Here is a 15004-nt window from a genome sequence, read left to right as displayed (position 1 = left end):
GAATTCGCCCTTTTTATTTTATATAATTTTCTTTAAACTATTCTAAAACATTTTTAAACGTATCCATATAGACCTCTAACACTAACTTCTCCTGAAAGAACTTTTCCCACAGTACCATCATCATACTTAACAATTAATTCTCCATCATCTTCTATATCTATTACTTTAGCAGCAACTTCTTTTCCATAATAAATTATTTTTACTTCTTTTCCAATTAAAATTGAATTCTTCTTACATATGTTTATTACATTTTCTAAGGTTCCATATTCTTTAAAATCATCATAAAAATCCTCAAAATGCTTTAATAAACTGCAAAGCAATTGCTTTCTGCATACTTCTTCCCCATATTCTATTTTTAATGATGTAGCGATTTTACTTAATTCATTTTCAAGTTCATTTTCTTCTGTGTTTACATTTATACCTATTCCCATAACGATATAATTAAGTTTATCCATTTCCCCACTCATCTCTGTTAATATTCCACAGACTTTTTTATTATTTAATATTATATCATTAGGCCACTTTATTTCGCTTTTTATGCCAAACTCTTCTAATGTACTATGTACTGCTGCCGCGCCAATAAGTGTAATTCTTGGTGCCATCATAGTTGGTATATTAGGTTTTAATATAATGCTAACCCAAATGCCTTTTCCTTTTGGTGAATACCATACCCTTCCAAGCCTACCTCGTCCTAAGCTTTGTTCTTCACTAATAACAATTGTTCCTTCATCAAACCCATCTGTAGCTAATTCCTTTGCTTTTTTATTGGTAGAATCTATTTTAGAATGATAAACATATGTTTTTCCTATATATTTTGTATTTAAACGTGGCAAGATTTCATCTTTAGTAAGTAAATCTGGAACATCTATTAATCTATATCCTTTTTTAGAAACAGAATCTATTTCATATCCTTCTGCTTTTAAGGAATTTATATGTTTCCAAATAGCTGCTCTAGTTATTCCTAGTTCCTTACTTAACATTTCTCCCGATAAAAACTTATCTGGATTTTCTTTTAAAGCTTTTAATATCTTTTCTTTCACAAAATAACGTCCTTTCCACTTTTTCTTCTAAAAATATTGTTAAAAATTAATTTTTAGACCGGTTATATTAAAACTATTCATTCTTACTATTATTTTTTATTTTATTGCTCTTTTCTAAGAATATTTTAACATTTTTATATTCTTTTTCAATTGCTTCTTTACTTATAAATCCTCGACCTAATCTGTCACTAAGACCTAGTAGTGCCAATTCATCTAAATCAACATTCTTAATCATTCCTTTTTCATCTTTAAATGACATATCTTTAACTATAAATAATATATGCATATGATATCTAATTAAATTTTTTACTGTAACTATAAATTTTTCATCATTTGTAAATGATTTTAAAAATTCTTCTGCCATTTTGGCCCCAACTATATCATGTTCATAAGCAGTATATCTTCCTTTTCTTAATACTGTTGTAGGTTTTTTTCCTATATCATGAAGTAATGCTGCCCACATAAAAGCTCTTGGATTTTTACTTTTTTCTCTTAAAACAGCTGCTTTATCTACAACTAGCATAGTATGATTCCATACATTACCTTCTGGATGATGTTCCTTAGATTGAGGAACATCTTTTAACTCACTAATCATATCAAAAGGATATTCCTCTGGAAATTCACCTTTATCAATTAATTCATTAAAATAAGTAGATGGTTTTTCCATAGAAAGTAATACTTTTTCAAATTCAGTAAAATTTCTTTTTAAATCCATAAAATTACCTTCTTTCTATATAAATATATATTTTACATTATAGTTAGAATATTGTATTATAATTAATAATTTAATTTAAGTTGTTAATTGTTGTTAAAAATTTCTAAATATATATATACCTATTTTTTTATTATGTGCATAAACTATAATTGAATTAAAATTGACTCTTATTTTATCATACATATAGGGAAACAAGCTCCCATCTAAATTTAATTAATATTGAGGTGATACCTATTGCGTAATATTGCATTATTTATAAATAATATATTATTAATTTTATTTATTTTTGATTTATTTTTAAGAATAACTTTTTCAACAAGGAAAATATTTTTACCTTCCCATAAAAAAATAACTAAATTAAAAACAGAATCATTGATTTTATTATGTTATTTTTTATCAACATCATTAATTTTTATTAATAGTTTAGAAGCTTTAATAATAGGAGTTACCATTCTTATAATGCTTAAAATACTTGAACTCAATAAAGAAAATACTGTTTTTTTAAAGAAAATAGCTTTACTTTTATGTATAGGTGGAAGCATCGTAACTTTAATAATTTCAACAATATCTATCTTTCAATATGGAATATATTCTTTAAGACAAAGTCTTTTAGTTGTATTTAACATAGCCTCATCTTTTACAAAAGGTATTATAGATATTTTTGTTGCTTTCATAATAATATTCTTTTTTATAAATATTATTAGCAATATAAAACATTAATATATATTATTTAAAATTAAAAGAGCCTCCTTATAACTGGATGCTCTTTTAATTTAATCTATATAACTATTAATTCGGTTTTGAATCTTCTGGTTTAGAATCGTCTGGCTTTGAATCTTGTGGCTTAGATTCCTCCTTTTTAGGTTCATCTTTTTTGGATTCGTCTTTTTTAGTTTCTTCTTTTTTTGTTTCAGCCTTTGCCGTACCTCTTCTAATTATTGTAGGTTGCGGTTGATATGTGTCAGTATTTATTAACTCAGTATTTATTAATACTCCATTCTCATATGTTAATCTATAGGCCTTAACTTTATGTCCAATAGATCCATGTTGCACTTCCTCTTCTTTACCTGCTGCCAATGTAGAGTCATCTTTATATTCTGTAGTTGTTGGTATTGTATCATATTCTTCACTAGTAAACTCATAAGTTTTAGATGTTTTTACAGCTGAGTTAGAGTACATATTAAAAGTAACTGTTCCTCCACCTGCAACACCTTCTATATATATGGGATAGTTTGTCGAATTAGTAAATATATAATCCACTCCACCATAAGATATAGTTGCATCTAATCCTAAAGGAACATAAGATACTGGCAAATTATGATTTAATCTAGAATCCGGTAAAATACCCATTCTTAAAACTGCATTATGTAAGGTACTTGAAACCTGACATATTCCTCCACCATATCCAGTTTCTAATTTATCACCAACTATTTCTATTCCAGACATATACCCTTTATCCGGTGTAGTATCTCCTACTATTGTATTAAAACTAAATTTTTCTCCAGGCATTAATAATGTTCCATTTACAGTGCTAGCTCCTAGTTCAATGTTTACACTTTTATTATAATTTGAAGGACTATAGTTTGTACTATAAGTTGATATTAAAGTATCTATTTTAGCCAACTCATCTTTAGTAACGGTAGGCTTGTCCTCTACCATTTTACCTTCTACTACAACTTCCTTTTCAGAAGCACTAGATTTAGTCATTTTATTAATTATTTCTGCCTTTAAGCTTTCCGTATCTAACTTAGATCCTACTTGTTCTGGTGTTATATCAAAATTACCGCCATAACCAGATATAGTAGCTTCAGTTTTAGGTTTATTAAGCTCACTTGCAATAGCATTTATTTTTTCATCTATTGGCTTTACATCATAAGTAAATTTAATCTCATGATCTTTTGCTTCACCATTTTTTATCATCTTAAACTTTTCAAATGTAGAATTGTTTTTACCTTCTTTTAGGACATCCTCCACTGTTTTTTCGTAGTCAAACTTTAAAGATAAATCTTTATAATTTATATCATAGCTTTTTCCACCTGATTTTACTACAATCTTCTTCTTTTCCATATTAGCTTTATAATTTTGGTCTATAATTTTTACAGCTTCTTCTTTTGTTTTTCCTGAAAGGTCAATACCTTGTATTCTCATACCAGGATATATAGCATTTTCATATTTAGAAACTGTACTTTTAACGTATGCAGTTCCACCACCTATAGCAATAACTACTACTAATGCAGAAATTGCCATTCCAATTTTTAGTTTTTTATTATTTTTTAATTTTTTAATTTTTGATTTTTTATTTTTTTTTAAGTCCTCGCCCATATAATAAAATTCCTTTCATAATTTTTAAAAAAACTTAAAGTATTATAGTGAAACAAGCCGAAACTTTAATTTATCTGTTGATTTTTAATATTTATTATCATTTTAAAGTTAGCTTTATTAAAGAACTATAATCTTATCATAACCCTTTTAGAAATTAAAATCTTTCAGGTATAAGTTAATGGTGATTTTAAATTCCTATAATAACTATTAAATAAATTTATCATAATTTCATCTATAAGTATACCATATACATAACACTTTTCCAGTGTCATAATTATTACAAATTTAACTGATTTTAAATAATTTTATAAATTATCTTTGATTTTCTTATTTAAATTAATATTTAACTTAAAAACAAAACTTTTGAAAATATTTGTCAAAAGTTTTATCTTATGTAGATTTAAAATCTATAAACTCAATACAAATTTTTTAATTTATATGTAGACTTAAATTTTACTTTTCTTATCTATATAACTTTTAGAGCTACTCATGCTTTAGAATAAGTTTATTAACAGGTTTATAATAATCATCATATAAAAGTTTTGATTCTATTAATTCACTATTTTCATATACATTTCTATAAGTTTTTACTTTATAACCTATACTACCTGGATTTTTAATTTTCATCTCACCAATGGAGATTGTATTATCAAATACATACTCTGTTTCTATTGGTTTTTCCCAATAAACTTCTTGTAAAAACTCATAATTTCTATTTTTTAAAGAATTATTAGAGTATATATTAAAAACCACCTCGTCATTTTCTATGTAACTTTGTATATATATAGGATATCCTAATGTGTTAGAAAATTTATAATCTATATAATCATAAGCTATTGTTGCATCCATCCCTAAGTTAGTATATCTTACAGGCATATCATGATTTTTTCTTTCTGTAGGTATTATTCCAGAATTTAATATAGCATTATGAAGTGTTGTAGATACTTGGCATATTCCTCCACCAATTCCATCTTCAAGTTTTCCATCTATTATTACCTTTGATGAAACATATCCTTTTTCAGCAGTAGTATTTCCAATTAATTCATTAAAGCTATATGCATTTCCATCCATTATTAGTATGTCATTATTACTATTAGTGCAAAGTTCTATATTTTTATGTCTCCCATCATCCCCTGGAGATATTTTAGTTCTCGCACTTCCTATAAGTTTATCTATACTTTTTAATTTCTCTGTAGTTATAGTCGGAGTTTTTTCTGTAATTTTAATATTATATTTTATATTTGAATTTCTATTGGAGATTATAAGTGATTCTATATCCATTAAAATTGTATTTTTATCTATTTCTTCTTTATTTATATGTGGGGTTATTATAAAATTTCCATCAATTAGTGAAATTTTTGCATCTACACTTTCTTTGCTTAAGTTTTCCTGTAATTTATTTATTGTGGCTGCAACTATATTTTTATCATGAGTAAAGCTTAAATTTAAATTTACTTCTTGTGGCTTTTTTATAAGCTTGTATTTTTCATAAATATTTTTATCTTTTCCATAATTAAATGCCTTCTCTACAACTTTATTAATATCATAGTTAGCCTTTATATCTTTATAAGGAATAATAATTTCTTCACCTTTTAATTCCATAGTTATAGCACTTTTTTCTAAAGGCATCTCAAATTTTGCATCTAATAATTCTATTGCCTCATCTTTAGTGAGCTCACCTACATCATACCCTTGAATTTTTATATTAGGATATATTATCGATTCATATTTATCTACATTAGATTTAACATAACTATAATATGATATAACTGCTATTAGAAAAAATATTATAATTCCTAATATTATCATAAACATACTTCTTTTATTACTTTTCATTAATATTCACCTCACTAAAAATATTTTTATTAATCCATTATAAATATTTTTAGTATATATATTTATAATATACAGTGAAATTTTTTTCCAATTTTATTTACTCAACAACCCATTATAGAATGGAAAAGCACCATTCTTATGAATAATGCTTTTTGTTTTATAAATATTCTTTTGAATTTATACTCTTATTAAATGATAATTATATTTTTATATCTTATTTTCAAATTTCATTTTATAACCAATTGCTGATACTTACCTGGAACTTATTTATTAGAATTAATTTCAATTTGTCCATTCCATGAACCTGAAACTCTTCCTATTTTATTAATGTTAATATCTAAGTTTACAGGATATTCCAAAGGATTAAAACCAACAAATGTTATAGTTCCTTCTGTTTTCTCTCCAAGCTCACGAACACCAATCTCTAATTTATTTCCATCTTTAAATAATTCAAAAGGTGAACGACCTTCTTCACTTTGTAGAAATGTAAGTACTGAGAATGTACCTTCTTTTTTATCTAAATAATATTCAGGATCATCCACTTGCTTTCCATCTTTAATGCCATCATCTTTTAAGTCTAATCCTTTTGTATCATACTCAATAGGTACAAGATTTCCATTTTTATCTTCTATTCTATAGTTAACAGATACTCTAGATTCTGAAACATATAAATCTGTTAAATGAACCGTAATGTCTTTGTCTGTAATCTTCTCATCTAAAGTTTGAAATTGACCATCTTTAGTTCCATCAACAACTGTTCCATCTTCCCTAACTAATGTTTCATTAACAATAGAATCTTCTAACACATAAGTTGAAAATAAACTCTGTACTCCTTTTGCTGCCATAGGTAAAGCCATTATCGTTAATGCTGCCATTGTAACTGTAGTAATTTTTTTCAATTTGCTCTTATTCATATTCATAAATACTCCTCTAATTTTACTAATTATATTTTGATTGTTTAAATTATATTCTAATTTATTCCATGCTTTTTCAACATCAATTGGATCTCTTTGTATATCTTGATTTCTTAGTTCAATCTCCCATTGATTCAACTCTAGTAGTTTATCAAATTCACTCTGACAAACCTTACATTTATCCAAGTGATTGGATACTTTTTTCATCATTTCTGGTGAAAGTTCCCCATCAATATATGATTGTAATATTCCTGTATCATAACATTTCATATTTTTACCTCCAATTTTCCTTATAAACATCTCTAAATTTTCTCTGAGCTCTAACTAACATTGTTCCAACATTAGCTGTTTCTATTTGTAGTATCTCTGCTATTTCTTTATATTTAAGTCCTGAGTATCTCAACAATAAAAGTTTTTTATCTTGTTCTTTTAATTTTTCCATAACAGTCCGTACATTTTCAATTTCCTCCTTTCGAATGTATTGTTCATCAACCATCTCAATATCCTCTTCTATAAAATTACCTACTTTTTCTATACGTGCTTTATGTCTTTTTTCTGATCTTAAATAATTATATGAAACATATATAGCTGATTTATTAAACCAACTTGTAATATTTTCAATTTCATTCCAATTTATTTTATATAATTGCATAAACACTTCCTGCGATAAATCCTCAGCTATAGTTTGATCTTTAACAATTTTCATAACTTGCTTAACAACATACACATAATACTCTTTAAATAATTTTTCAAATTCCATAAATGTTAAACCCTCTCCTAGTTCTATTTGTAATGTTTATCTTTGTTTAATTCCTAATTTGATTTTTATATTTTTAGTTATCAATCGATAAGGTTCCAAGTTGATTTTCTAAATTATTCATTTGAAAACTTGGACACCCCAAATAGCGAAACATGCTCGGAAACACTTAGAAAGTTCAACACTACATTTTACATAAAAACATTTTAAAGTTATTGAATAAATTTAAATGCAAGTTTATTTTCCTAAATATATACACAAGTATAGTTTCCATTTTAAATACTTATAAATATTTATTTTACTTTTATAATTTTTTATACTCATATATATAGAACCCAGATTTATAATTTTTATAACACATTTTTCATTTTATTTTTTTATTCTTTTATTTTTATATTTTCCTTTCATTATTATATAGGGTATCCAAGGTTTAAAATTATCCATTTCAAACCTTGGATACCCTAATAGTGAGACATGCTCCGAATCACTTAGAATTCAACACTGCATCTTGTATAAAAATATTTTAAGATTATTGAATAAATTTAAATTTGAGCTTTTTTCCCTATATAGGGTTCCAAGTTGACTCTTAAAATTATCCATTCCAAAACTTGGATACCCCAAATAGTGAGACATGCTCCGAATCACTTAGAATTCAACACTGTATCTTGTATAAAAATATTTTAAGGTTATTGAATAAATTTAAATTGGAGCTTGTTTCCCTATATTTATAATATTCTATAAAAAAATAAAAGCTTTGCAATACTTTAAAATAAGTACTTGCAAAGCTTTTATTAACAAATGCAGTGTAATTTTATAATAAAAATGACTATTTAGAGAATCATTTTATTTAATATATAACCTCTAAATAAAACCAATACTTTTAACTAATTTAATATTTTATTCACTTTAAAAAGGGAATTAAAATTAATTAATCCCCTTTTATAAATCTAGTATAACTTTTAAATTATTATCTTTCTACAATTAAAGCAGTTCCTTGTCCACCACCTATACATAGTGTAGCAAGGCCTGTTTTACAATCCCTTTTAGTCATTTCGTGAATTAAAGAAACTAAAATTCTAGCACCTGATGCACCAATTGGGTGACCTAATGCTATAGCTCCACCGTTAACATTTACTATTTCAGGATTTAAATTTAAATCTTTTGCAACTGCTATAGATTGAGATGCAAAAGCTTCATTAGCTTCAATTAAATCTATATCTTCAATTTTTAAGTTAGCTTTTTCTAATGCTTTTTTTGTAGCTGGAATTGGTCCACAACCCATTATCTTTGGATCTAAACCTGCTGATCCGTAAGATTTAATAGTTGCTAAAGGCTTTACTCCTAATTCATCAGCTTTTTCTTTAGACATTACAATTAGCATTGCTGATCCATCATTTATTCCTGATGCATTTCCTGCTGTTACTGTGCCATCTTTTTTGAATGCTGGTTTTAATTTAGCTAATTTTTCTATTGTCATATTAAATTTTGGGAACTCATCAGTATCAAATATTATTGGATCTTTTTTTCTTTGAGGAACTTCAACTGGAACTATTTCATCTTTGAATCTTCCTTCTTTTATTGCTCTTTCTGCCTTTAATTGGCTATTTAAAGCAAATTCATCTTGCATTTCTCTAGTTATGCCGTATTTTTCAGCAACATTTTCAGCTGTTACTCCCATGTGATAGTTGTTAAATGCTTCCCATAAACCATCTTTTATCATTGTGTCTACAACTGTTCCGTCACCCATTCTTTGTCCCCATCTGTTATTTGGTAAAACATATGGTGCAGTACTCATGCTTTCTGCTCCACCTACTAACATAACATCAGCATCGCCAGCTTTAATTATTTGTGCTGCTAAACTAACTGCTCTAAGACCTGATCCACAAACTTTATTTATTGACATAGCTGTTGATTCTTCTTTTAATCCAGCTTTTACAGCAATTTGACGAGCAACGTTTTGTCCTAATCCGCCTGATAAAACACAACCGATTATAGCTTCATCTATAACATCTGCACTTATTCCAGCTCTTTTTATCGCTTCTTTAGCTGTTAAAACCCCTAAGTCTACAGCTGAAAATTTAGATAAGCCACCTCCAAATGAACCTATAGGTGTTCTTACTGCACTAGCAATTACTACTTCTCTCATGATTAAAATCCCCCTAAATAAAAATTTTTTAATAATTTGTATTTAAATTAATATTTAAATCTATACATTTAAAATAAAAGTAAAATAAGATTTTTCTAAAATTTTTTAGTAATTTTAGCTAAGTATAAATTTTATGTTTTTCTTTTTATAAGGTTTCAAGTTACCTTCAAAAAATTATTTGTTTTAAAACTTGAATACCCAAAAGAGTGATGCAAGCTTCCAAGCACCTAAATTCAACCTACATTTAAAATGAAAATATTTTTAAGTTCTTGAACAAATCTAAATTTAAGCTTGTATCCCTATCTCATTAATAGAATATGATATATTGTTAACTTTTATTAATGATTGTATAAATTTAAACATAAAAATTTAACTATTAATAAACTATAAGTTATTTATTACATAAAACTTTAACCCCTTAATATAACTTAATCTAATATTACATTTTATAATATTTAAATTTTAAATAGATTCTTTTATATCCAGTGGTAAATGATTACATTTTTGACATTTAATTAACTATATAGTATTCAACTTATATATTTGTCTTTTTATTAACAAATTATTCTATTCTACCCCATAATTTTATATTCGTATATTTATAAATAAAAAATTTACAAATATATGAATAGTCTAAATCTTTTCTCGCAACTTAATCTATATATATTTCTCTATTCAAGTATCAATGACTTTAAAATCATTAAAATTTTGTAATATCTTTTTAAATAATTTTAATAATTATAATACTATTTATTTTCAATTTAAATTTACAGTTTATTTTTTTAAAGTCTGCCTTTTTCAAAGAATTTTCTGTAAACTCAATTTTATTATACACTCTATTTATGAAATATTCTATATCTTTTAATTATTTTTTATAATCTATATAATTTTCTCAACTAAATCAATCATTTAATCTGTTATCCTTTTACATGATATAACTATTTTTTGTTTATAATGCATTTTATTTGTATTTTTAATAAAATGCAACTTAACTATTTTAAAATATTAAACTAATTAACTTAAAATCAAATTATATAAATTATAAAAAAACTGAATTTTTATTCTTTGTTTTGTATTAATTATTCGCAAAAAATAAAGTTCAGTTCATTTTTTAATTAAATCTATTAAATTTAAAAATAATTCATTTGGTTTACATAAAACCATTATTAATTTTTTTATTAATGGTTTTTAAATGATTTAAAGCATAATATGAAGTAAACCCTACAAAAATTCCTGTTCCAATTCCTGCTATAGTAAGTATAGGTAAATATAATAAAACGCCCCATGTTTCAACAATTAATGATGCTACTATTAATTGACCTATATTATGAAAGACGGCCCCTACAACACTTACCCCTATTATACTCACTTTATCCTTTAATATTTTTTTCATTATTGCCATTGATATAAAGCTAAAAATTGCTCCACCTAAACTATACATGAGCCTTGATACGCTTCCCCCAAACATAACTGATAGTAATATTCTAATTGCCAATACTAAAAATGTTTCTTTATAGCTTAAAGTATATAATGCTATAACCGTTATGATATTTGATAATCCAAGTCTTGCCCCTGGAGTTATAAATGGTATAGGAAGCATACCTTCTACTATATGTAAAACTAATGCCTGAGATATCAATAATGATATATATACTAATTTACTAGTTTTTTTCACAACATTCTCCTATCCAGATATAAAATCTTCTTCAGTATTATTATTTTTTATATTCCCTTTTATTTCAATTACAACTTTATGAGGCAAACAAACTACCGTTTCACCTACTCTATGTATATATCCAACTTGCTTACAAACTTTATCTTTACAATCAGAGTCAATTATACCTATTTTATTATCCATCACTTTTATAATATTATATCCGTTTTTAGTTTCTAATTTAAATTCCTCTTCCCCTACATGATTATCAAGTCTTATTTCTTTAAAAACTTTTCCATCACTAGTTACTACTGCATAAACTTGTTCTGATATTCCACCTGAATTATTCATATAAAATACCAAATACGGTATAAAGGATATAAAAAAAAGAATAACTATAATTATAATGTCTAATTTTTTTATAACTTTCATATCACCTTTCCATCCTATCAATTTGTTTTAGGCATATATAAATAAAATAATAGCTCCTAATTACAATGAATATGCCTTATTATAATTATTTTACTAAAATAACTTGTTGCTTTCTAGTTTTTTATTATTTTTAAGTGAATACTTAATGAATATACCTATAGAAAATAATTTAATTTTAAAATTTTTCAAAGTAGAATTAGCTTCCTTCACTTTTTTTAAATTGATAAATAAATAACTGCTATTTTCGTATAATTTAAAATTTAAGTTTTTATAATTCCCTGTTTCAACCTACTATTTAACTATTACATATCAAATTTGGCTAAATACAGCTTTTTTTTAAATTTATTTTAATTTTTCTATAATAATCTTTACTTTTTCTTATTTTTTATATAAAATTAATAATAAATAGAGAATTCTTGAAATTGAATTTATTAAATTTATTGTTTTTTTTTAGTCAATATAAAATAAAATTTATTTTAGTTTTAACAGGAGGTTTTTTTATGAACAAAAAATTAGTTAGTATTATAGGTGCAACATTAGTAGCAGGAACACTATTAGTTGGATGTGGTTCTTCAACTGCTAAGGGTCCACAAGACGGAAGTTATAAAGCTGAATATTCTGAAGCTGATGACCATGGTTGGATAGGCTTTGTTGAAATAAAAATTACAGACGGGAAAATAACAGAAGCTAAATCTGATTATGTAAATGCTGAAGGAAAACTTAAAAGTGAAGATAAAGAATATGAAGAAAATATGAAAAAAGCTTCAGATTCTTATCCTGCTAAATTTTCAAAAGAATTTAGCACTGCATTAATAGAAAAAGGAAATGCAGATGAAATAGATAATATTTCTGGTGCAACTACTTCATCTAATGATTTTAAGTTATTAGCTAAAGAAGCTTTAAATTCAGCTAATAAAGGAAATACTGAAACAGTTAAAGTTAAGCCTACAAAATAATTTATAGTTTTCTAAAAGCTTTAGGTTAAAATCCTAAAGCTTTTTTATGATATAATAATAAAAAAATATAACTTTATTTACTTTATATTCTATACATTAAACGGAGGATAAAATATGAATAAACTAAAAAAATATTCTTTTACTTTTGTTATTTTATCTATACTATTTTTAGCTGGTTGTTCAAAAACACCATCAGAACCACTTTCAAGAACTGAACTTATTATGGGTACTGTATGTACAGTTCAAATTTTTGATTCAAAAAATAGTACTATATTAGATGAATGTTTTAATAAACTTACTGATTTGGAAAATCTAGTTAGTATAAATAAAGAAAATACAGAACTTGATAAGGTTAATGCTATGTCTGGAAAATCAGCAGTTTCAGTAAGCGATGATACATATAATATTATAAAAGGTGGAATAAACTATAGTTCTTTATCTGATGGAAACTTTGATATAACTATTGGCCCTATTGTTAAACTTTGGGGTATAGGAACTGATTCTGCCCGTGTTCCTAGCGATGCAGAAATTAATGAAAAGAAATCCCTTATAAACTATAAAGATGTTATTTTAGATGATAGCAATAAAACTATTTTTCTTAAAAATCCTAATATGATTATTGATTTAGGTGGTATTGCCAAAGGCTATGCTGCAGATGTACTTACTGACATATTAAAAAAGCACAATGTTAATAGTGCTATGATTAACCTTGGTGGAAATTTATATATTTTAGGAAATAAAGAAGATGGTAATAAGTGGCGAATAGGTATACAAGATCCTAATGAATCAAATAGCACTGTAGGAAATCTATTAGTTAATGATAAATCTATAGTTACTTCTGGTGTATATGAACGTTTTTTTGAGGAAAATGGTAAAAAATATCATCATATACTTAACCCTAAAACTGGTTACCCTTATGAAAATGATCTTTTAGGTGTAACTATAATTAGTGATAAATCTGTCGATGGCGATGCATTATCTACCACTACATTTGCCCTTGGCTGTGATGAAGGGTTGAAATTCATAAATTCTTTAGAAAATATAGATGCTATTTTTATAACTAAAGATAATGAAATATATTTAAGCGATGGACTTAAAGATAATTTTAATGTTACTAATGCTAACTATAAATTGAAAAATTGATAAAAAGGTGTACTATAAATTGATTGCTATCATATCTCTTTGACAGATAGCAATTTAATTTATAGTACACCTTTTCTCTTTTATATTAATAGAATATATCTTTAAAATATTGGTTTATTGCTTAAGTTATCTTCTTCTGTTCCATTAGGATTACTTTTTATGAATTCTCTTCCATTTTTAGCTTTTCCCACATTAACTCCATTTATCATTCCATTTTTGGTCATATCTATTGCTTCTTTTACAGGATAAGCTTCTCCATTGGATAGCATCACATCAGTTATATCACCTTCAGAATTTTTTCTTACTTTTTGAATAGTTAAATTTTCATTTTTTGATTGATTTTTATTCATAAATATCACCTCTTGTGAATATTATGTTTTATATATTCAAAATTTATTCAATTTAAAATATAATTTATTGCGTATTTTATTTAGGTTGACAAATTCTTTTGTCCAAACCTATAATCATTATTATATACTTTATAAATTGTACATCTTTGTACAAGTAAATAATAATTTATGAGGTGGTTTGAGAGTGCCCAATATCAGTAATAAGGATGTTGAAAGTAGTATAGTTAATTGTGCAAAAGATTTGTTTATTCAAAGAGGCTACGAAAAAGTTGATATGAAACTTATAGCCAAGAAATGCAATCTTCCAATTGGTACAGTTTTTAATTATTTTCCTAATAAAAGTAAAATTTTCATAAAACTACTGGAAGATAGTTGGAATTATACTTTTAATAAAATAAAAAAATTAAATTCACTTGATACTAATTCAAGAATGGATAAACTTATAGAAATACTGTACGATGATATGTGTTCTAGAAAAGCTTTTAATACTGAATCTATAAATTTAGATTTATTAGAAAAACAAAATGACTATGTAATAAATTCTATTGCCCATATAATTAACTCCTTTGAACACAACCCAAAGGATATTGTTAACTATCTTTATAGCACTACTTTTGTTAAGGCTATTTTAGATTATATTAACGAACTTATAATAAATTCACATAGTTCAAGGAAAGAAAATCTTAATCTTTTATCTATATTAGTAGATAAATTGATGTCTAATAAATTCTAACTAATA

The 15004-nt window shown here is 25.4% G+C and carries 14 protein-coding genes; 4 read left to right on the top strand and 10 right to left on the bottom strand.

Annotated elements, in window-relative coordinates:
* Nucleotides 1-53: 53 nt before the first annotated feature.
* Both ACYUE0_RS02655 and ACYUE0_RS02650 read right to left on the bottom strand, forming a co-directional pair.
* Nucleotides 54-1040: a biotin--[acetyl-CoA-carboxylase] ligase gene (locus ACYUE0_RS02655; RefSeq protein ID WP_460269408.1), complete on the bottom strand. Its 987-nt coding sequence runs from the start codon at nucleotides 1038-1040 to the stop codon at nucleotides 54-56.
* A gap of 73 nt (nucleotides 1041-1113) precedes the next feature.
* Nucleotides 1114-1755: an HDIG domain-containing metalloprotein gene (locus ACYUE0_RS02650; RefSeq protein ID WP_460269407.1), complete on the bottom strand. Its 642-nt coding sequence runs from the start codon at nucleotides 1753-1755 to the stop codon at nucleotides 1114-1116.
* Between the two features lie 234 nt (nucleotides 1756-1989).
* On the opposite strand from ACYUE0_RS02650, the gene ACYUE0_RS02645 reads away from it, so the two are divergent.
* Entirely contained in the window at nucleotides 1990-2475 is a 486-nt protein-coding gene (locus tag ACYUE0_RS02645) for a hypothetical protein (RefSeq protein ID WP_460269406.1), read from the top strand.
* A gap of 69 nt (nucleotides 2476-2544) precedes the next feature.
* Here the strand turns inward: ACYUE0_RS02645 and ACYUE0_RS02640 are convergent, their stop codons facing one another.
* The 7 genes from ACYUE0_RS02640 to ACYUE0_RS02610 form a co-directional block, all read right to left on the bottom strand.
* Nucleotides 2545-4077, bottom strand: a complete 1533-nt coding sequence (locus tag ACYUE0_RS02640) for a VanW family protein (protein ID WP_460269405.1) — start codon at nucleotides 4075-4077, stop codon at nucleotides 2545-2547.
* A 483-nt stretch (nucleotides 4078-4560) separates the two neighbouring features.
* Nucleotides 4561-5913 carry a VanW family protein gene (locus tag ACYUE0_RS02635; RefSeq protein ID WP_460269404.1) on the bottom strand — a complete coding sequence of 451 codons (1353 nt, stop codon included), beginning with the start codon at nucleotides 5911-5913 and terminating at the stop codon, nucleotides 4561-4563.
* Between the two features lie 263 nt (nucleotides 5914-6176).
* Nucleotides 6177-7097 (bottom strand): zf-HC2 domain-containing protein, encoded by a 921-nt coding sequence (locus ACYUE0_RS02630; protein WP_460269403.1) that lies wholly within the window; start codon nucleotides 7095-7097, stop codon nucleotides 6177-6179.
* 4 nt (nucleotides 7098-7101) lie between these two features.
* The gene (locus tag ACYUE0_RS02625; protein WP_460269402.1) at nucleotides 7102-7587 is read right to left on the bottom strand and encodes an RNA polymerase sigma factor SigX; all 486 of its coding nucleotides are present in this window, start codon (nucleotides 7585-7587) and stop codon (nucleotides 7102-7104) included.
* Between the two features lie 964 nt (nucleotides 7588-8551).
* Nucleotides 8552-9730 carry an acetyl-CoA C-acetyltransferase gene (locus tag ACYUE0_RS02620; RefSeq protein WP_460269401.1) on the bottom strand — a complete coding sequence of 393 codons (1179 nt, stop codon included), beginning with the start codon at nucleotides 9728-9730 and terminating at the stop codon, nucleotides 8552-8554.
* 1150 nt (nucleotides 9731-10880) lie between these two features.
* Entirely contained in the window at nucleotides 10881-11405 is a 525-nt protein-coding gene (locus ACYUE0_RS02615; protein ID WP_061996707.1) for a Gx transporter family protein, read from the bottom strand.
* 9 nt (nucleotides 11406-11414) lie between these two features.
* A complete protein-coding gene (locus ACYUE0_RS02610) occupies nucleotides 11415-11816 on the bottom strand; it encodes a NusG domain II-containing protein (protein WP_460269400.1) in 402 nt (133 codons plus the stop codon).
* 500 nt (nucleotides 11817-12316) lie between these two features.
* Here ACYUE0_RS02610 and ACYUE0_RS02605 point away from each other — a divergent pair, with 500 nt between their 5' ends.
* Together ACYUE0_RS02605 and ACYUE0_RS02600 are read left to right on the top strand one after the other, a co-directional pair.
* Nucleotides 12317-12772, top strand: a complete 456-nt coding sequence (locus ACYUE0_RS02605; RefSeq protein ID WP_460269399.1) for an FMN-binding protein — start codon at nucleotides 12317-12319, stop codon at nucleotides 12770-12772.
* A gap of 114 nt (nucleotides 12773-12886) precedes the next feature.
* On the top strand, nucleotides 12887-13915 hold the full coding sequence (locus ACYUE0_RS02600) for an FAD:protein FMN transferase (protein WP_460269398.1): 1029 nt from the start codon (nucleotides 12887-12889) through the stop codon (nucleotides 13913-13915).
* Between the two features lie 101 nt (nucleotides 13916-14016).
* Here ACYUE0_RS02600 and ACYUE0_RS02595 read toward each other — a convergent pair whose 3' ends face one another.
* Nucleotides 14017-14265, bottom strand: a complete 249-nt coding sequence (locus ACYUE0_RS02595; protein ID WP_061996702.1) for a DUF3892 domain-containing protein — start codon at nucleotides 14263-14265, stop codon at nucleotides 14017-14019.
* Between the two features lie 184 nt (nucleotides 14266-14449).
* On the opposite strand from ACYUE0_RS02595, the gene ACYUE0_RS02590 reads away from it, so the two are divergent.
* On the top strand, nucleotides 14450-14998 hold the full coding sequence (locus tag ACYUE0_RS02590; protein WP_460269397.1) for a TetR/AcrR family transcriptional regulator: 549 nt from the start codon (nucleotides 14450-14452) through the stop codon (nucleotides 14996-14998).
* The last annotated feature ends 6 nt before the right edge of the window (nucleotides 14999-15004 follow it).

It is taken from the genome of Clostridium sp. CTA-19 (assembly GCF_054767855.1).
Note: the sequence above shows the minus strand (reverse complement) of the source record. Positions and strands in the feature narration are given on the sequence as shown.

Coding starts and splice junctions, on each gene's coding strand:
- ACYUE0_RS02605 (WP_460269399.1), top strand. CDS start 12,317: ATGAACAAAAAATTAGTTAGTATTATAGGTGCAACATTAGTAGCAGGA.
- ACYUE0_RS02630 (WP_460269403.1), bottom strand. CDS start 7,097: ATGAAATGTTATGATACAGGAATATTACAATCATATATTGATGGGGAA.
- ACYUE0_RS02635 (WP_460269404.1), bottom strand. CDS start 5,913: ATGAAAAGTAATAAAAGAAGTATGTTTATGATAATATTAGGAATTATA.
- ACYUE0_RS02610 (WP_460269400.1), bottom strand. CDS start 11,816: ATGAAAGTTATAAAAAAATTAGACATTATAATTATAGTTATTCTTTTT.
- ACYUE0_RS02620 (WP_460269401.1), bottom strand. CDS start 9,730: ATGAGAGAAGTAGTAATTGCTAGTGCAGTAAGAACACCTATAGGTTCA.
- ACYUE0_RS02640 (WP_460269405.1), bottom strand. CDS start 4,077: ATGGGCGAGGACTTAAAAAAAAATAAAAAATCAAAAATTAAAAAATTA.
- ACYUE0_RS02600 (WP_460269398.1), top strand. CDS start 12,887: ATGAATAAACTAAAAAAATATTCTTTTACTTTTGTTATTTTATCTATA.
- ACYUE0_RS02625 (WP_460269402.1), bottom strand. CDS start 7,587: ATGGAATTTGAAAAATTATTTAAAGAGTATTATGTGTATGTTGTTAAG.
- ACYUE0_RS02595 (WP_061996702.1), bottom strand. CDS start 14,265: ATGAATAAAAATCAATCAAAAAATGAAAATTTAACTATTCAAAAAGTA.
- ACYUE0_RS02650 (WP_460269407.1), bottom strand. CDS start 1,755: ATGGATTTAAAAAGAAATTTTACTGAATTTGAAAAAGTATTACTTTCT.